This is a genomic window from uncultured Parabacteroides sp., from assembly GCF_905196875.1.
Lineage (GTDB): Bacteria > Bacteroidota > Bacteroidia > Bacteroidales > Tannerellaceae > Parabacteroides.
Genome location: NZ_CAJJWO010000024.1, coordinates 38,899 through 59,049, shown reverse-complemented (window position 1 = coordinate 59,049; position 20,151 = coordinate 38,899). Strand labels below are relative to the sequence as shown.

The window sequence follows — 20,151 nt, the reverse complement described above, 5'->3', positions numbered from 1 at the left end:
GATAAAACATATATGTAAATTCCCGGAAGGAATACCGTTGTCGGTAATTCTTTTCGGGAATTTCTTTTATTCTGAAAAATGTAGTAATATTGCATACTACTTACAGAGAGGAGACATGGGGATCAGAGAAAATACGGATACTGAATTAGTTAACCTTCTTATACGGGATGATGAAACTGCTTTTAGCGAATTATATATCCGCTATAAAGACAAGTTGTATTACTTCTGTCTTAATCTGCTCAAGTCAAAAGAGGAGGCGAATGATATTGTTCAGGAAATCTTTATCCGTATCTGGGAGTCCCGAAACTTTATTAATCCAGATTTATCCTTCTCTTCTTTCCTTTACACAATGGCTCGTAACCGAATATTGAATTATTTTCGGGATATAGATATTGACATCAAAGTAAAGTCTATACTTGCACAAAGAAACCCCGTAGAAGAAGATATCATCGAGTCCGAGCTAATCTATACAGAATATCAGAAAATACTGAAAGAAGCAATAGAGGCATTGCCTCCTCAAAGGAAAAAGATATTTAACATGAGCCGGGAAGATAATATGACTCACAAAGAAATTGCCGCCCAATTAGGAATATCGGTTAACACCGTTCAGGAGCATATATCCGAATCTCTGCGTTTCATTAAAAATCATTTCAGCAAGTATACAGATATTTCTTTAAGCTTATTGCTATATATTGTTATATAAGAAAAGGAACAAAATCTGTTTGATACCGATTGTTATTCCTCTCCTTTTTATGTTCAGGTTACATTTCAAAGCTTTTTACTACCGGATCTATATGAGCCTCCGACATCATTTGTTCCAATTGCTTAACAATATCGGGATGTTCAGTGGCTATATCATACTGTTCAGTAGGGTCATCTTTCAGGTTATACAAACTCATTCGAGTATTTCCCTTCTTTATGTCAGGAATATATCCCTTCCAATCTCCTACTCGAATAGCTTTCGAGCCACTCCCTTCTGGATACTCCCAATATAAGTATTCATGTTCCGGCTGCACTCTCCCTTGCAACACAGGAAGGAAACTGATTCCATCTACCTGATTAACAGCCACTCCTGCAATATCCGCCAAAGTGGGCATCACATCCCAGAAGGCAGAAACATGATTGGTCACTGTTCCTGGTTTTATCTGCCCCGGCCAAGCAGCAATCATCGGCACACGAATACCTCCTTCATGAAGAGAAGCCTTCCCCCAACCCTGATCCGAGTTAAAAGGTCTTGCACTATCAAACCAGCGAGAATCTGTACCTCCGTTAAATGTCGGTCCATTATCACTGGTAAAGATCACCAACGTATTTTCATAAATCCCCAGATCCTTCAATTGTTGTATAAGCGCTCCGATCTGATCATCCCAGTAACTGATCATTGCAGCATAAGTTGCATGAGGATATCTGCACGGGAAATATCCTTTATCCCCCGTATAAGGAACTTCATCACCAAATTTATCCACATAATGTTTCACCCAGCGTTCAGGAGCTTGAAGCGGAACATGAGGTAGAGGAGTTGTCCACATCATAAAGAAAGGAACATCCTTATTTTCATTGATAAATGAAGTAATTTCTTTGAACATCAAATCCGGTGCATATTCTTTCTGACTATATTTTGTATAACTTTCTAAAGCCATTATATCAACTCCTGTACTCAGTTTTGTACCAGGTTCCAATAAAACATTTGATAAATACTCCCGGTTTTCATTTCTGTACAAAAACGGCGGAAAATAGGTATGTGCCTGACGTTGGCAATTATATCCATAGAAAAAATCGAACCCGACTTTATTCGGAGTACTTTCAGACCCGGGATAACCCAATCCCCATTTTCCAATGCAGGCAGTGGTATATCCAGCGGACTTCATCATAGAGGCCAGTGTTTGCGTTCCTGCAAGTAGTGGGCGTTGTCCCTCTAATGTAGAGTCAGCCAACATAGCCTCATGACTCCATACATCCCCTCTTTCCGGCATCTCATCATTCCCACGGATATAAGAATGCCCTGTATGTTTTCCGGTTAGTAATACACAACGTGAAGGAGCAGATACAGCTGTCCCTGAATAATGCTGTGTAAAACGCATCCCATTTTCGGCTAGTTTATCGATATTAGGAGTTTCAATTTGCTTCTGACCATAACATCCAAGTTCAGCATATCCCAGGTCATCGGCTAAAATATATATAATATTCGGCTGTTTCTGTTTTGTTTCCGGTTTGGTCTGACAAGAGAATAAGGTCATTATACCCAAAACAGACAAACCAGTATTCTTTATTAATACAAAATCTTTCATATTTACGTCTAATTAAAGTTTATACAATCTTCCACCAACTTATATAAGTCCGGCTTTGAAGAAGCAGGAATAACATGCGATTTAGTCCATGCTTCCTCCAGGGAATAATAATCCGGTTCCGGAACCTGCTTTCCATGAACAGTCTGTATCAACCAGTCGAAAAACATTTCCCAACGGGGATAATAATATTCTTTCAGTACCCCACTCCACTCACGATGTGCATAATCGATCAACTGACTCTTTTCATCAGACCAAGTTGTAATCAATGCACGCGCATTATATTCGAATAAGTCTTTATCGGCTGGATCTGTCATGCAATTTCTAGCCTGATTAATCCAGCTTGAAACAGACAATTCAGATCGGCAAGACAGTAACTGATCCTGCAACAGAATCAGATCCAGAAACTTTCGTGAATAATAAGTCACCGAATCCGCATCCTTATTTTTATAACACCGAATTATCTGATGATACAGAATGCGTCCTTTATTAGCAACGAGTTGCCTGGTAAAATCCACCAGATCGTATTCATAAGCATCATGTCCTTTATATTTGTCCTTCACACTGGCAAATAATTTCACACCTTCTTCGAACTCACTTTCCTCGTAATAGATTCGTGCACTCCCCCAAGCCGATACTGTACGAACTTTTAAAGAAGGACGAGCACAAAAATAACTTTCTGAAGGACGACGATGTCCTTTATAAGTACCGTAAGCCGTTTTATGGAATATATCCCAAGCTTTATTCAACACTTCATCAGGATTCCCATATCTGTAAGTAGCATAATCACGTAGCCAGTTTGTTAGATCCGGAACTGAATCTCTCCAACGCATTTCACAAGCAAGATCGAAAACTACCGGGTTTGTACCGATACCTTCAGGAACATTTCCGACACCTTTGAGCCAAGGAAATGTCATGGTATTAGTACGAGCTCGCACTGGTTCCGAAGCAATTGCATCCAAACGTCCATGTAGTCCGATATTACCGCCCCAGTTAGTGATATTTGCCCATACCCATGGAAATCCACCAAAAGCATTCCGTTCGCTCCAACGATCCCAATATTCAGCACACAGATCTATTATAATCGTATTCTTTTTCGATAAACCAGCCAATAACTCTTCTGTCGGATTTCCACCCCATGACTGAATAACCCAGACACTACCGGGAACAGCATTTTGCATAGCCTCCTGAACACATTCAGCAGCTTCCGTCACGTCTATATTCTCTGTTTTTCCTCCTTCGTGAAACAGATCACCTGCATAATAATGGACTGTTCCATATAGTTTTTCATACTCTTCATACCACACAGATGCCATTTCTTCAAATAAAGGATCAATTGGATTTAGTACCGGCGGACGATCAAAATTAATCCATTTTCCTTGTCCGATAATATCTGCTTCCGGATATTTAGTAGAAAGATTTCCCGGAACCATACCAAAAAATGCCTGAAAAACAGGTTCCATTCCGTATGCCTTCATCCGTGCCACAATCTTTTTCTGCAACTCTTCCTGCCTGTTGAACCAGCTATCGGGTAATGGGCCTCCCATCCCTTCCAGGTTTCCCATCAGAAACCAGCCCTGATAAGCCGGCCCCGGAATAAACTCTTTTATCTCTTTCTCCGAATAATTGAACCTTTTCAGCATATTACGCCACACACATTCAACTCCCACCATCGCCATTGGAGTAGTAATACCATTCATTGCCATCCGGTCTATTTCGCGTTCCCATTCTTCCCAACCCCAGAAAGCCATAGAGTAGCTGAAAGTACAATAATTCAGATAAAATCCCGTATGAAGGGGAGTTTGCATTCTGACCTTCTTCTTTAAAATTGGTAGTTTTTCCGGTATTTGAGTTTGATTACCACACCAAGAAAAAGAACTGTTACAGTAATACTTTAGATACCAGTTCAAACCGGAAGCCAAACTGACAGGGGAATTCCCTTGTATCTGTATTTGCTGTCCAACAGAACTTAATTCAAAATAATCTTCCTCTGTCGGTAATACTTCCGTTTTAAATACAAACTGGTTTTCATATCCGGGAAGAACCCTTTTTAGCAGATCCTGTAAGACATCAGTTGCTTTTACATTGCATACTGTTGCTACACAAAAAAGGCCGATAAATAAAACTCTTATTTTCAAATTCTTCATATCAATCAAATATCATATCTAATGAAAACAACTCCCCGTCCGGGTATAGTTATTTCTATCTCTTTATTTTCTATCACAACTTGTTTATTATTCCATATATCATACAACCGAGCATTTTCTGTAAGAGTCAATACACTAATATCAAATTTCATATACTCTTTTCCAAAATCGGTTCTATTAAATATTCCTATCCACCCTTTATTCGATTCAATATCCTTTACCTTCCATATTTCCACTCCATCTTTCTCAAAAATGAGTTTTCCCATTTTTCCATTCTGATTACATGCCAAAACAGATGGATTTGTCAATAAACTATAAGAATACTCATCCATTGTCAACAAATCACCTCCTATCATCAAAGGAGAAGCAGACAAGGCACGCATCGTGATAAATGTTTTCATTTGCTCCTTACTTAACTCACTTTCCCTGGTAAATCCTTTCCCCGCATATAAAGCACTTTTGCTTATATCTTCTTTGTTTAATGTAGCCGGAGACATTAATTGAAGTTTACCAAACGGTATCATATCCATATCCAGCCAAAATCCGGGAATTTCATAACCACTCCATTTTTTCCATGCGGTGAAACATTTATCAATATCAGATTGTGTATCCCATACATCACCGGTTACACGCAACATATTGGCCTGTTTATAAACATCAATATATTCTACCGGAGCACGATCGCCTGGAGACAAACTGATTACCATATCCCTGCCACACTGCTTAACAGCATGAACCAAAGCCTCTATCTCTTTCGGATAAGGAACAATATCGTCTACCTTTATGAAATCGACACCCCACGCAGCCAATTGGTCAATTAAGCTGTTATAAAAAGCCTGTGCACCGGGTTTCGACATATCCACACCATAATTATAATGACACCAGTTACAGATATTTACTGTGTCTGCAATATCCCGTGCATGATAATCCGTTCCTTTAATAGGTAAATTCAACTCTACCGCTTTCCGAGGTATACCTCGCATCAGATGAAGGCCAAACTTCAACCCTTTTGCATGACATTTATTTATCAATTCAAGAAAGCCATTCGGAAAATAACAGGTAGAAGGTTGTAACAATCCAAATTCATTAATATTTACATCTGAAGCATGTCGTTCTATAGAATAAATTGTTCCCGGTCGCAGTTTATATTCCCCGAACCAACCATTATCTATCACAAAATATTCATAGCCGAAAGGCAGATATTTATCAGCCAATACCTCCAAATTATCAAATGCAGCCTTTTCGTGGAGATAGACTCCATAGCTATCGAAACTATTCCATCCCAAAGGAGGTTTTACAGCCAACGGACTTCCTTGAGCAAAACCGCCACATACGTATAAAGGAAGTAAGGCTATTATAATCAATTGTTTAAATCTATTTTTCACAATTTTATATATTAGATTGGAGAGAAATAATATGGCACACAGATAGAAGTCATTATAAAACAAATCTGTGTGCCATATCTATCCGAAGATATTTAATACCCCGGATTATTAACTCCTAAATTAGGATTCTTTATAAACTCTTCATCAGGAACTTTAAATAAGACATGATGCGGTTTTATGTTTGTTGCAGCTCTGGGATTTTCATCTTTCAAAGCCTGAACTGCATTATAAAGATAGTCATACCCCCAATGGATCAGGTACCAGCGACGGACACCTTCACCACATAATTCCCATCTGTTCTCGTTGACAATCGCCTTCTTTATCTCTTCTTTGGATAAAGACGAGGCATAATTATGACTACTATCTCCAAATGCCCGTTCACGTAAAACATTTAATAATGCAATAGCTTCCGCCGGTTTGTTCAGTTCATTTGCGGCCTCAGCCTGAATCAGATAAAGCTCTGCTAAACGAATATGATGAATATCACGACTTCCATTATTAGCTTTTTCATCAAAAGCAATCCACTTCAACATATAATGCCCGGATCCGCCGCCGTCACCACCATCAAAGGTTATTCTTGTTCCGTCTGTCATCGTCAGTCCACTCCAATCCATTATATCCTTACGGGTATCACCATCTTCAAAGCTTGCCAAAAGATTTTTTGTCGTATTAAACATCCCCCATCCCTGAAACAACTCTCCTGAAGAAGAGACAATAGCTCCGTCTGGACGAATAGCCTTTTTCCCTTCTTTGAACAAAGCATCTACTTTTCCACTTTCATCACGTCCACGAGGATTTGTGAAAGAATGGATCTGACTACCTTTAACATCTGTCAAACCGGGGATAACAAATATCAATTCATCATTAAACTTATTCTTGAAGTCAAATATCTGATTAAAATCATTCAATAATTTATGAGGAGACGATTGGATAACTTCTTTCGATAAATCGTAAGCCTTCTGCCACTGGTTATCCAATAAACAAACTCGTGCCATTATAGATTTTGCACTCCAGGATGTTACACGGCCTTGATCTTTCACCTCTCTTTTTCCAGGTAACGTAATAGCAGCATACTCCAGATCTGCAATAATTTGTTTCAATACTTCAGATTTCGGAGTACGTGCAACGGTAGAGACTTCTTCCACATTCAACTCATCCAACCACATTGGAACATCCCCCCACATTAACACCAGGTTGTTATAGAAAAATGCTCTCAGGAAACGAGCTTCTGCTATAATATTATTTTTAAACTCTTCTTTCAATGCAGACTTTTCTGTACGGGCAATCACCATATTGGCCGAACCGATGGCCGCGTAATGATTTTTCCAGAAAGTAGAATATTCAACTGTCGGAGCATCCATTTGGTAGTATTGATAAACATCTACACGCGGACTTTGTCTCGTAATCATATTATCTACACCGATATCTGCAATGAAAATCTTTTCATAATCACCTATATATATATCGTGTAAATAACCATATACGCCATATAAAGCAGATGTTACCTCATCTTCCGTATTAAAGAAACCTTGTGGTGAAACAAAATCTTTCGGATCCTCATTCAACAGATTACTGCATGAGTTGAATGATAAAACCATCAGTACCAGTAAATTTATTATTATTCGTTTCATTTCAAATACGTATTAAATTATTAAAACTGTGCTTTTAAACCAATCAGGAATGTTCTACTCTGAGGATAAGCATTTTGATCAAATCCCCGGCGTGTAGCTTCCGTTTCCAAATCTCCCACATTCACATCCGGTGAATAACCGAAATATTTAGTCAATGTAAACACATTGGAAACCGTTCCATAGACCTGTAATGACTTTAACACATTTTGCTTTGACAATGGAATATCATATTGCACATTTATATTCTTCAAACGCAGATAAGAACCATCGTGTAAATATAAACTACATCCGCCGTTAAATTCTCCACCAGCATACGTATCAAAGATATTGGTAAAAGCACTACCAGCTTTAGGATAATATCCATTAGGGTTACTTTCGCTCCAACGATCCCGGTTTCTGCCATAAACATTCCCATTAAATCCAGTATCCATACCTCTTCCCGATAAGTCGTACACATCATTGCCATAACTGAAGTCAAAGAACAAACCGAATGTAAAACGTTTGAAAGTAAAATCATTACCAAAACCTCCATAAAATTTAGGTTCAGCATTTCCTATGATCTGTCCATCATGTATATTAATAATATCATCATCATTCAGATCCTCCAGTTTAGGATCACCTGGCTTATGTTTGGAATCTTCGGCAATCTCATTCTCTTTCCATGTTCCCAAATACTTTACACCAAAGAAAGTTCCCATCGGTTCACCGACGATTAATCGAGATCCCCTTCCATTTTCAATGAAGTCCTTTCCTCCAAGATCCAGTATCTTATTTCTGTTTGCTGAAATTGAGAGATTTGTAGACCATTTAAAGTCCTTCTTATCGATATTAACAGAATTCACTGAAATCTCAAATCCCTGATTTCTTACAGCACCGACATTTTCAAGTATAGATTCAAAACCTGTTTGGTATGGTAACTCCCTCTTAAGAAGCAAGTCGGTTGTCTTTTTATAATAATAATCGATCTCCAAGCCTAAACGCCCTTCCAAAAAACCGGCATCCAAACCTACATCCACTTGTTTTGTTTTCTCCCAACCCAGATTCTTATTTGCAGAACTTTCTGGGGCAAACGAAATAACTTCTTGTCCGCCTATCACAGTAGAACCACTTTTCAATTTATCAATCACTGAATACGGATCGATAGCCTGGCTACCGGAAGTACCGTAAGAAGCTCTTAATTTCAGGTTTGAAAACAAACTAAGAGATTTAATGAACTCTTCTTCCGATGCTCTCCATGCGAATGCAACAGAAGGGAAAAAGGCCCATTTATTACCTTCCGAAAGTCGGGAAGAACCATCCTGACGACCAGACACAGTCAACATATATCTACTCTTATACGTGTAATTTGCTCTAAACAGATAAGAGACCAATCCCCATTCCTTTTCGCCTGTCTGAATATCACGTGTTACGGGATCACCGGTTTCCATTGCATGATATAAACTTACATCATTTTTAAAACCACTTGCTGAACCTTCCAAGAATTCGTATTGATACTTCTGCCAAGTGAAACCACCTAATGCAGAAATAAAATGATCACCTAATGTAATATTGTAACTGATCGTATTTTCATTCTGATAAGTAATAGGAAACTCAGTACGAACCTTTGCGTAACCACCAGTTTTGTTAAAAACACGAGTTGGCAGATTTACCGATTCATACCGATTCTGTTTGCTATGACTTATATCGAAACCGAAAGAAGACTTTAATACCAGATTCTTAAAGAGCGTCAATTGTGCATAGACATTCCCCAACCCTCTAAATTTTCTTGTTTTATCCTGAATGTATTCACGCTGGGCAACCGGACTATTATAAACATTACCACTGATTTGATTAACATCGAAATAAGATCCATCTTCATTGTATATCGGTGCAGTAGGTAGTAAATCGTGTCCACCGACAAACGGATTATCCCGATTCGTCATAGAAGCAGTTAATGTAGCTCCCAACTGGAATGCTTTTCCTATTTTCTGATCGACATTGAAGCGTATTTGGTAACGCTCAAAACCAGACTCATACATAATACCTTCCTGGTTGAAATAGTTCATTGACAAATAATAATTACCATCCTTCATTGACTTGGATAAACTCAAATTATGGTCGGTGATCGGAGCAGACGAACGAAACATCTGGTCCTGCCAATTGGTATTATTCACTTGAGAAGGATCTTTAAACGGATGTGGACGACCATAATATTCAGCATATTCATTCTGAAAAACTGCAGCTTCCTGCCCATTCAGAAGATCCAGCTTTTTAACTGGTGTCTGTAATCCATAATATCCACTATAAGTCAACTTCAACCCTTCTGCTCCATCTCCTCTCTTGGTAGTAATTAAAATTACACCGTTTGCACCACGAGATCCATATATAGCTGTAGATGACGCATCTTTCAGTACTTCAATAGAAGCAATATCCGCCGGATTTATCGTACTTAAATCGCCTCCTCCAATAATACCATCGATAACATATAAAGGCTCATTACCTGCATTAATAGAATTACCACCACGAATGCGAATTGTTGTACTAGCACCAGGAGAACCGTTTGCTGATGTTATTTGCATACCACTGACACGTCCCTGCAAAGCTTGATCGATACGAGATACCGGCATGCTCTCAATTGCTGCTCCTTTCACAGTACCAACCGATCCAGTCAAATCGCTTTTACGAACCACACCGTAACCCACTACTACAATTTCGTCCAGCTTTTGTGTATCCTCAGATAAAGTGATATCAATCCTGCTTTCTGTTCCGATCGCTATCTCTTTACTTAAGTAACCGATATAGGATATAAGTAATGTTCCAGTACCCGGCACATCCAGAGAAAAATCTCCGTCCACTCCCGTTATGGTACCATTAGTTGTTCCCTTCACAACTACATTTGCCCCGATAATAGGTTCTCCGTTATTATCACGGATAATACCTGTGAGTTTCTTATTTTGCTGAATTGTCTGTGGTTCAAAAGAAACAATACGGCTCCGGCTCACTGAAATCGTATTATTTATCTTCTTAAAATACAATCCGGTTTGTTGTGATAATTCATTTAAAATAGCATCTATAGAACCATTCTTAATCTGTACATTGACATTTTTCAAGTCTTTCAGTACTGATTCGTCATAAAAGAAATTAAAACCAGTGATTTTACTCAGTTGTTCAAATACATCGCTCACAGAAGTTTGCTTCACGACATAAGTGATATTGTTTTCTTTAAGACTCTGCCCCCAAACGCCCTCCGCACAAAGCAACTGGGAAGATAAAGCAATAGCGCATACGGTTAACGAAGTTCGCATAACAGTCTTGTTTAATATTAGATTATAATTCATACATTTGTAATGTTTTAATGAATGATGTTTGTTAAGACAGGCAGAAAATCCTTACAACCCAGTGGCTCAATACTGTTTTAAAGGTTTCTGCTGAAAATTAATGAAGGCAGCGGTGTGACAGCACTGCTGCTTTTTTTAATACGTTGTTTCCTGATATTCTACATAGGCATTCTCATTAAATAGGTTCGACTTAAAGTTTATCATATATAATTATATTATCTCCTTCCTGACGGCTGTGGAGACCGGTAGTAAAGCAAATGGCTTCGATAACCGCTTCTATACTTTTATTATCGTGTGTCCCGGTAATCTTATAATCGCGATTCTTACATTGCAGGATCACTTTGCGGTTGTATGTGCGGTTGATAGTTTTTATTACCTCCCGGATCGGTTCTTTGTTGAAGTACAAAGAACCCTGTATCCATTTGATATAGTTGTTTTCCTGAATGGTTTCCTTACTGACATTACCATCTATCTTATTGACGGAAAGATGTTCGTTGGGAGATACGGACAACTGAAGATCCTGATCGTCTACATTAACACGAACCTTACCGGTCGATACGGTCAGTTTTATAAAATCATCTTCTTTGTATGATTTAAAATCGAAGGAAGTTCCCAGCACCCTGACCCGGGTTTCTCCACTCTTTATGATGAAGGGTTTATCCGGATTAGGAGCCACATCAAAAAAGCCTTCTCCTTCCATTTCCAGAACACGTTCTTCCTTATTGAAGTCGGCAGGGATGCGTAACCTGGTATCGGAGTTAAGGATAATTTTTGTGCCATCAGACAACACTATATTTTTCTTTTCTCCTTTATTGGAAACCTTTTCCGTGTAAGTAAGCTGCGGAGACGGACGGTCGAGTACTTTCACTAATCCGAATGTTACACTGAATGCCAGGATCAATATAGCAGCAATACGATAAAAACCGTTTAAACGGTTTTTATCTCTAACTATGGGGTTAGAGATTTTCCTATCCTTTCTTTTTACTCCAGATAAAAGTAAAGAAACCTCTTCATGCAATTCTTTTTCCTTTTCACCTTCCGGTCGGGACATGTTTTTATCGATGGTCTCCCACAAAGGCTTAACCACCAGATCAAGCTCAGCATGATTATCCGGCGACTTCAACCAGTGAAGCAATGCGTGCAATTCCTGCTCCGAACATTGGTTCTTTATGTATTTCTGCAGGAGTAATATGATGATTGTGTCTTGCATATATATCTTTATTAGACGACCGTTTTCCAGTCCGTTTATAAAGGATACACACAATACTTTCTTATCTGGGGGTAAGTGTTATATATTTAACACATATTAATATCTTAAAAGTTATATCTCTTATCCCACCATAACCTTGTTCCGGCATTATCCGGTCCGTCCAAAGCCGTTACCAACGAATTATACAGTACAACATCCGTGTCAATGATATCAGCAGGGAAATTTAAACGCCGGATCATAGTCTCCGTATCGATACAACCGTCTTTACTATTATTTATTTTGACAGGGAAAAGCCTCGGGTAACCGGTACGCCTCTGTTCAGCCCAGGCCTCACAACCTTCGGGAAAAAGAGCCAGCCATTTCTGTGTAATGATCTTTTCAAGTTTTATTTCATTTGAAGCTGATTCGAGCCATTCAGGAGAAACCAGACAACGGGCTTTGATATTATTGGAGCTATCGAAAGCATCCACATAATCTGCTCCTATACGATCGGATTGAAGATAATCTTCCACGCCATTTGCCCCCCATTGGACAAACGAAGCAGTAACACCCTGACGATAATTATATTCAACGCTTTCCGTAGTCCATCCCCTTAATGCGGCTTCAGCACGTAAGAACCAAACTTCGGCAGCAGTCATCAATATAGGCTCAGTTGACTGCTCCACATATATTTTCGAATGGGAAGCATAAAGTAAATGAGAGAAACAGGTACCCTGGCGTATCCCTTTATAGATATTATGAGGTTCAAAATCATTAACACCACCAGTACAAGGCTCGAAAAAGAACTCCCTCCGAGGATCTTCATATCCATTCAGAATAGATTCCATAGAGGCATTCATATATACTTCATTCCATACCCGGTTAATTTCTCCCAAAGGATTTTGATATCCATTTTTCGTTGAAACAACCAGTCGGTCTTTCGCCGTTTCAAAAACACCATAAGGATCATTGAACGCTTTCAGGAACTCACTACGTGCCTTTTCAGGATCTGCCATCGCTATACGTATTGCCAAACGCATTCGTAACGAGTTGGCAAACTTCAGCCAGGAGGTATAATTGCCATCCAGTAATATATCGAAAGCAGAAATATCCGGTATTTGTTTTTTTGTCTGAAGAAAGACATTTATCAGATCAGAGGCGGTATCCAGATCCTGAAAAAAGGCATAATAGGCCTCCTTCTGCGTATCGGCTAAATAGAGACCCTCTTCATTTCCAAACATGGTATATATAATCGGTCCGTAAACGTCGGATATCCGATGCATGATCTCCACTTTTAATATCTTGGTTATTGCATAAACTCCGGGATAATTAATCTGCGTAGAGTCTTCCAGTTTATCTATTTGCGGAAGGATATAGGCATATGTATATCCCCAGTTCGTACCGTTCCAACCTTCCTGCAGGTTATAGTCGGAATTGCTACTTCCTCCGTTATGGGGTTTATAATCATGCATATAACCACTGAACATATCTGCATTTAGGTTCTGCATAAGCTGATAAGGCCAGTTCTTCCCTTTACCGAAATCATAATTGAAATAAATACCCTGCTGAATGATACCTAACGGAATCCCCAGGTTATTGAAGTCGACTGCCATATCTTCATCCGTTATTCCGGACTGGTCCGTATTTATATCCTGGAAATGTTTGGTACAAGATAATAAAAGCGGAAAAAGGATAAAAAGCAACACTGCTATCTTACGGTGTGTCATCTGCATACTCCGATATTAAATATCACATTTTATATTGAATCCAAAGCTCCTGGTCGTCGGCAGACCATACACTTCTATTCCCTGGTTATCATTTCCGGTAGAAAGGATCAGATCCGGATCGAAAGGGGCTTTCTTATAAATAAAAAAGAGATTGCGAGCTGTAAAGGACAAGTTTACTTGTTTGATCGCTTTTGTTGCTTTCAACCATTTTTCAGGTAAAGTATATCCGAGCGAACATTCGCGCAAACGGATATTGGTCGCATCATACATATAATACTCGGTCACTCCCGTACGTCCTCCCACTACATTTTTATAAAAACTTTTCACATCCTCGATCCGATGTCCTTCGAGCAAGACAAAGCCGGCATTACGGGCATTACCTGTAACTTCGGTAACTCCAAACATATCCATATCAGCCTGTGTCTGCGATAGTACATCACCACCGAAACGACTATCAATCAAAAAAGAAAGAGACAGGTTTTTATAAGTAAACGTATTGCTCCAGTTCATCGTAAAAACAGGATTCGCATTACCTACTTTAATCAGGTCGCCTTCACCATCCACCTGTGGTAATCCTTTTTTATCACCTTCTGTTTCATACAAGATCTGCCCGCTATTATCGCGGCGGAATGCCTTTCCGTAAATATCTCCAAACGAACCGCCTTCCATCAACTTCATTGCATAGCTGGATGAGAAACCTCTCGGCCCATAAATAAAAACAGGCAACTCCTCATGCAACCGGATCACTTTATTTTTGTTGGTCGCATAGTTCAATATCGATTTCCATTCAAAATCCTTATTGACTACGGGTAAGGCAGAAATACTGATCTCCCAGCCCGTATTCTGAATATCTCCGGCATTGACATAACGATAAGCATACTTATCTCCGGATTTAGCAGGAAGCTTAAAGAATTGGTTACGGGTATTCGTTTTATAATAAGTACCGCTAAAACTGATCCGGTCATGTAGAAAACGCCACTCTGTCCCCAATTCAACAGATGTGGTCATTTCCGGTTTCATATTCTCAAACGGAGCGGCATCGGCATATTCTATCTCGCCACCGGCTCCCACATGCGAAACGGGATTTGTTATATACAAGGGGATATCATTCCCGACTTTGCTCCATACAGCCCGCAACTTAGCAAAAGAGATAAACTCCGGTAACTGAAACATCTTACTCATCATCCAGGCTCCACCGGCGGAAGGATAGAAAAAGCCTTTCTTCTCATTCGGAGTAAACGCCAATGTACTCGACCAATCGTTCCTGGCTGTCAGATCTACAAAAAAGATATCTCCGTATCCTACCTGAGCCGTAGCAAATACCGATTGCAGTTGGCGGTGAGCGTCTATCTGCTGATCGATATAAGCCGAACCATCCATAATAATATTCGCCACATTAAACACATTGGCATATTTCAAGGAGGCTGTCTTTGAGTCATAACGCAAAGAGTTCACCATCTTATCGTTAATGCTGCCTCCCACTACTCCATTCACGGAAAATCGTCCAAATTTCTTTTCAAAAGAAACTATAATATCTCCATACAATAAAGTTTCCTGATAATCGGCCTCAATATATCTTCCGTTCTTTCCGGACAAGGCCGGAGCCGTAGAAGCATAAAACTTCTGCCGTACCTTATCCGACAAATAATCGACGCTTCCACGTGCCTGAACCTTTAACCAATCTGTAACTGTCAATTCTGCATTCAGTGACATGATCGTACGGGTACGTACATCTTTGCTCTGGATACGATTAATAACCCAATAAGGATTCTGTTCGAAATCCTGTGTATCGGAATGCCAGTTCTGCTCATAAAGATTCCGAGAAGAATTCCAGACTTCAAAGCGATCTTTGTATTCTGAAATATCCATCCCTCTGGGAAAACGATAAAGTCCTACCAACGAATTCATATAAAAACCACCACTGGGATTCCGGTTCTTTGTAACTTGTCTGAACAATGAAGCACTACCATCCAGTTTCAACCGATTATCAAACAAAAAAGCGGTTTCTCTGAATGAAATATTATGTTTCGATAGATGGTTATGTTCGATAATTCCTTTCCCCGTTGTATTTGCATACGAAAAATAGGTCTGATATTTCTTATTACCTGCACTAACAGAAAAGGAAGAGATGGAAGTAAGGCCTGTTTTAAAGAAATCATTCACGTTGTCATATACCGGTAGATCCGACTTTTCTCCCCAGCTTTCCACACCATCGGATGGCCCGTACTCATTCTGGAACTCCGGCAAACAAAAAGCTTTATCAAACATCAGACTGGTAGAAAATGAAATCTTACGGACATCCGGATTCCCTTTTTTGGTAGTTATAAGAATAACGCCATTAGCGGCCTGGCTACCATATAAAGCAGCAGCCGGAGAGCCTTTTAAAATACTGATACTTTCTACATCTTCGGGATTCAAATTGGAGATGCCGTCTCCTCCATCACGGTTTCCGGCATCGGCAGTACCACCGATGGCAGTATAAGCCTGTTCATTGGTCGAATTCAGGATAGGGACTCCGTCTATTACATATAGAGGTTGATTATTACCGGCCACCGAACGAATGCCACGCATCAGGACTTTCGATGAACCTCCCAATCCCGAAGAGGTCTTGTTTATCTGTACACCTGCGATTTTCCCGGCAAGGGTATTGATCATGTTCGGGTCTTTCACTCGGTTCAGTTCCTCTCCTTTTACCTGATCGACAGAATAAGTTAACGAAGCTTCTTTTCTCTTTATACCTAAAGCGGTTACAACGACATTTTCCAGATACATTATATCTTCTTCCAACACAACCTCTATATAGTGTTGCTGTCCAACAGGTATCGATCTTGTTTTATAGCCGATGAAAGAAAAAGACAACACAGACTCTTCTCCCCCAACAGACAGTGAGTAGTTTCCTTCCGCATCGGTTACGACACCGTTCGTCGTACCTTCCTCCACAACGTTCGTACCCGGTAATGGTTTACCTTCGGCATCTACAACCCGCCCTGTGATCTTTCTTTCCAAAGGAAATACTCCGACCGTACCGGTTATCGGTAATGTCGGAGTATTCTCTCCTCTTGCACATACTGATAATAACAATAGTAAGAGCACTACTATCCGTTTCCGTAGAAAATACATATTGCTTATTTAATTATCGCTCAACAACGACAAAGATATACAAAAAAGCAACACTACAAAGTAAAGCTTTGATTTTTAAACGTTCTAACTTATTCAATCTGCAAAATAATCCAGGTTCCATCTATCCATCCACTTCAACACCGGCAAGCCGTTCTCAAACTGGATCGGAAGCCAGATGTAACGGGCATCGGACGGATACTTCGGTGTCCAGCGATCGGCCATAAAGATGAAAGCGTCTTTTTTACCGGCTACGGGGAAGATAAAAGTGCTCTGCGAATGGAAAGTGAGGGCCGCATCGTCTCCACGGCAAGGGTTTGGATGTTGCGTCCACGGGCCCCAGATGGAAGAAGCGGAGAACATACGGGCTTCATTCGGATCCCAACCCGTGCAGCCGGAAGTGATCATAAAGTAGGTTCCATCTTTCTTCAAGATGGCCGGAGCCTCGTTATGGCCGCCGGGGAATATACGGACATATCGTCCGGTATGGCTCTGGTAATCATCGGTCAGTTCGGCGATCTGCAAGGTCAGGTTCTCTTCCGAAGAGTAAATATGATAGGCTTTTCCGTCGTCATCCACATAGATGGTCATGTCGCGCGACATCTGGCCGCCTTCCATGTCGCGGCGGACAAACAGACCTTCATCCACTGCCTTTTTCCATTCGGGTGTCCACCATTCGGAGAAATCATCAGCCTTGACATTCTGAGTACGATATTCTTCCGGCATATTCTCCGGCCAGAATCCGGCACAGGGACGATAGGAATGGACGAAACGGTAAGGACCTGTCACCTGATCGCTCACAGCCACACCGACGCGAGCGGCAGCATACCCTTTCCCTTTCAGTTCCAGATGAAACCACATTACATATTTATCAGTCTTTTTATTAAAGACGACCTTCGGACGTTCCAATATACAACCTCTTTCAATATCACTATAAGACTCTTCCGGCATAACAGGCATGGCAATCCCTTCATTCTTCCAGTGAACCAGGTCGCGGGAAGAATAGCAGGTTACACCATCCAGCGCCACACTGGTCGTATCGCTTTTAAACTCGCCGAACCAATAATAGGTTCCGTCGGCATACAACATACCGCCGCCGTGCGCATTTACATGAATGTTTTTATCATCCGGCCATCTTTCACCGGGTACAATCTCCTGAGACTTCATACCAGTATATGACACCAGAAGTAGAACCAAACTTAATATTCTTATCATTGCTATTCTTTTTTATTAGACTAACCGACTGACTACTGAAAGCTGCCGGACTTATTTTTGTTTCACCCTAGTGAAACACTTGCAACTTACCTAAGGAGATAAACCAAACCTCCCAACTATTCCGTAGCTCCCTGGTTAGCACTTGAAGGCCAACCCGGATTCTGATAGATAGGAGATACCGAGATATCGCCACCATTGGCAGAAATCATCAGGTGCTGGATACAGATGGGTTGCAAATAATGTGCCATCGCCCAACGGTATCCGTCTTTAGCAACCGAGCGTCCTGATATCTCGTAAGGGCGAAGGTATTCACTCAACGCCGGATCGGACACGTTAGCACTCGGATTATCCAAACCATATACCAAACGAGTAGAACCGTCTTCATTCTTATACCATTCGTTCATGCCGCCCCACAGACGGAAACCTTCAATATGGTATGGAGTCTTGATCATCTGATCCATGGCACGCCAGCGGCACAGATCCATGAAACGCAAGCCTTCAGCCATTAGTTCGCAACGACGTTCGCGACGAATATTATACAAAGTCGGATCGATCAAATTTCCGGCAGAATAAGCACCCCAATCATTTTTAGCCTCTTCACTCATGCGGGTTGCAGCAATCGTTTTATTATAATCGGTATCCATTTTGGCACGGGCACGAATGGCACGCCAGTAATTCTGGGCTGTTGCATCCAGCGATCCGTTCTTCTCATAGCAGGCCTCCATATAATTCAGATATGCTTCCACACCACGGAAAGTAATCGATCCGGTATAGCTGGCGCCGTTGGCACACTGGTTCTGGTAATATGAGTTACCTTTCCGCAAAGCATAACCTGTCGTATAAGTCTTTTCCAAAGAAGATTCCAGGATAGCAGGATTGGGTTCAACCAATACAGCATGCGTTCCTTCGGTCGATTCGAACAGTACATTCTTTTGTCCCGGTTCCTTCAGGAAGATATTCAGACGGGAGTCGCGTCCAATGCGTACATCGGAAATTGTTTTATCTCCTTTATAACCGGAAGAGGCGTAGATAGGCATACCGTCACTCATCAGGAAGCCATCCACCATACCACGCGTTATCCCTACTCCATAGTCACCATTCTGCGCACCTACCACCACACAGTGGGTTTGTCCCAGTCCTTTACTGTATGGACGCCACAAAAGCACCTCACTGTAACCGGACAGATCTACATCTCCGAACATATCCATATAAGGGTTTACAGGATCAGCAGCATCTTGTTGCACCAGACCGGTATTCTCCACCAGTGGAGTTGCATCGGCCACCTGCTTGGCTGCATCCATGGCTTGTGTAAGGAAATATTCTATTTCACCTTCGATACTACCGGAAGGGAACTGGTAATTTGCATTATACGCTTTATCCTTTCCCGGCCATCCCTGCCCGTTAGGCACAAAGGCGGTACCTTTAAAGTACTTCAACCAGGTCCCTTCGAACAAGGCTACACGCGACTTCAGGAGCAAAGCCGCTTCTTTTGAGATACGGGTCTTGTTCTTATCTGGAGTCGTCGCCATCAACATAATAGCCGAGTCGAGATCAGAGATAATGAAACGGGCCACTTCATTACGAGGGGAACGTTGGCTGGCTTCGATCAGCGGTTCCATCTGATCGGGTAATGTATGGCGGATGATAGGAAAATCGCCGAACATTTGATACCGCTTGAAGTATTCATGGGCACGAAGAAAATAGATCTCGCCAACATAATGGTTGATATTATCCGTACTTCCGGTGATCTTCCCTTCAGCCAGTTTAGGCAGTACGTTATCCAGAAAATAATTACAGCTGTAGATACGTTCGAAGAACCAGTTACGTTTTTTCTTATCGCTGTCTTCCGTCTGGGCTGTTTTCCATTGTCCGGGAACGAACTTATTATCATACGTTTTAGTCGCCTGATTGTCTGTATGCTGATCGGTACCGAAAGTTCCGTAACTCCAGTTATCATGCGAAGGCAGAATGTCGGTATATAAGCCGTTGGCATACGTTGCCAACTGAGATTCTTCGTTCAGGTATTTATCCGGCGTGATTTGAGACAAAGGAGACTGTTCCAGATAATCATTGCAGGAAACCAGCACGCCTAACAAAGCAATACCTGCAAACTGTTTGATTTTATTTATGTGTTTCAT

Annotated in this window: 11 protein-coding genes; 1 reads left to right on the top strand and 10 read right to left on the bottom strand. The window is 40.8% G+C overall.

Annotated elements, in window-relative coordinates:
- Window positions 1-115 precede the first annotated feature (115 nt).
- Window positions 116-703, top strand: a complete 588-nt coding sequence (locus QZ076_RS10295; protein WP_293713083.1) for an RNA polymerase sigma-70 factor — start codon at window positions 116-118, stop codon at window positions 701-703.
- A 58-nt stretch (window positions 704-761) separates the two neighbouring features.
- On the opposite strand, the gene QZ076_RS10290 is transcribed toward QZ076_RS10295, so the two are convergent.
- From QZ076_RS10290 to QZ076_RS10245, 10 genes are all read right to left on the bottom strand, one after another.
- Entirely contained in the window at window positions 762-2,237 is a 1,476-nt protein-coding gene (locus QZ076_RS10290; protein WP_293713104.1) for an arylsulfatase, read from the bottom strand.
- Window positions 2,238-2,296: 59 nt separating this feature from the next.
- The gene (locus tag QZ076_RS10285) at window positions 2,297-4,432 is read right to left on the bottom strand and encodes an alpha-N-acetylglucosaminidase (RefSeq protein WP_293713081.1); all 2,136 of its coding nucleotides are present in this window, start codon (window positions 4,430-4,432) and stop codon (window positions 2,297-2,299) included.
- A gap of 5 nt (window positions 4,433-4,437) precedes the next feature.
- Window positions 4,438-5,817, bottom strand: a complete 1,380-nt coding sequence (locus QZ076_RS10280) for a glycoside hydrolase family 27 protein (protein ID WP_293713079.1) — start codon at window positions 5,815-5,817, stop codon at window positions 4,438-4,440.
- Between the two features lie 92 nt (window positions 5,818-5,909).
- Window positions 5,910-7,448, bottom strand: a complete 1,539-nt coding sequence (locus QZ076_RS10275; protein WP_293713077.1) for a RagB/SusD family nutrient uptake outer membrane protein — start codon at window positions 7,446-7,448, stop codon at window positions 5,910-5,912.
- A gap of 20 nt (window positions 7,449-7,468) precedes the next feature.
- Window positions 7,469-10,732, bottom strand: coding sequence for a TonB-dependent receptor (locus QZ076_RS10270; protein ID WP_293713075.1), 3,264 nt, complete (start codon window positions 10,730-10,732; stop codon window positions 7,469-7,471).
- Between the two features lie 223 nt (window positions 10,733-10,955).
- Window positions 10,956-11,975: a FecR domain-containing protein gene (locus tag QZ076_RS10265; RefSeq protein WP_293713073.1), complete on the bottom strand. Its 1,020-nt coding sequence runs from the start codon at window positions 11,973-11,975 to the stop codon at window positions 10,956-10,958.
- A gap of 104 nt (window positions 11,976-12,079) precedes the next feature.
- A complete protein-coding gene (locus QZ076_RS10260) occupies window positions 12,080-13,681 on the bottom strand; it encodes a SusD/RagB family nutrient-binding outer membrane lipoprotein (protein WP_293713102.1) in 1,602 nt (533 codons plus the stop codon).
- A gap of 15 nt (window positions 13,682-13,696) precedes the next feature.
- On the bottom strand, window positions 13,697-16,801 hold the full coding sequence (locus QZ076_RS10255; RefSeq protein ID WP_293713071.1) for a TonB-dependent receptor: 3,105 nt from the start codon (window positions 16,799-16,801) through the stop codon (window positions 13,697-13,699).
- Between the two features lie 93 nt (window positions 16,802-16,894).
- Window positions 16,895-17,965, bottom strand: coding sequence for a glycoside hydrolase family 43 protein (locus QZ076_RS10250; protein WP_293713100.1), 1,071 nt, complete (start codon window positions 17,963-17,965; stop codon window positions 16,895-16,897).
- Between the two features lie 164 nt (window positions 17,966-18,129).
- The gene (locus tag QZ076_RS10245) at window positions 18,130-20,151 is read right to left on the bottom strand and encodes a RagB/SusD family nutrient uptake outer membrane protein (protein WP_293713069.1); all 2,022 of its coding nucleotides are present in this window, start codon (window positions 20,149-20,151) and stop codon (window positions 18,130-18,132) included.

Coding starts and splice junctions, on each gene's coding strand:
- QZ076_RS10265 (WP_293713073.1), bottom strand. CDS start 11,975: ATGCAAGACACAATCATCATATTACTCCTGCAGAAATACATAAAGAAC.
- QZ076_RS10245 (WP_293713069.1), bottom strand. CDS start 20,151: ATGAAACACATAAATAAAATCAAACAGTTTGCAGGTATTGCTTTGTTA.
- QZ076_RS10260 (WP_293713102.1), bottom strand. CDS start 13,681: ATGACACACCGTAAGATAGCAGTGTTGCTTTTTATCCTTTTTCCGCTT.
- QZ076_RS10275 (WP_293713077.1), bottom strand. CDS start 7,448: ATGAAACGAATAATAATAAATTTACTGGTACTGATGGTTTTATCATTC.
- QZ076_RS10285 (WP_293713081.1), bottom strand. CDS start 4,432: ATGAAGAATTTGAAAATAAGAGTTTTATTTATCGGCCTTTTTTGTGTA.
- QZ076_RS10270 (WP_293713075.1), bottom strand. CDS start 10,732: ATGCGAACTTCGTTAACCGTATGCGCTATTGCTTTATCTTCCCAGTTG.
- QZ076_RS10290 (WP_293713104.1), bottom strand. CDS start 2,237: ATGACCTTATTCTCTTGTCAGACCAAACCGGAAACAAAACAGAAACAG.
- QZ076_RS10255 (WP_293713071.1), bottom strand. CDS start 16,801: ATGTATTTTCTACGGAAACGGATAGTAGTGCTCTTACTATTGTTATTA.
- QZ076_RS10295 (WP_293713083.1), top strand. CDS start 116: ATGGGGATCAGAGAAAATACGGATACTGAATTAGTTAACCTTCTTATA.
- QZ076_RS10250 (WP_293713100.1), bottom strand. CDS start 17,965: ATGAAGTCTCAGGAGATTGTACCCGGTGAAAGATGGCCGGATGATAAA.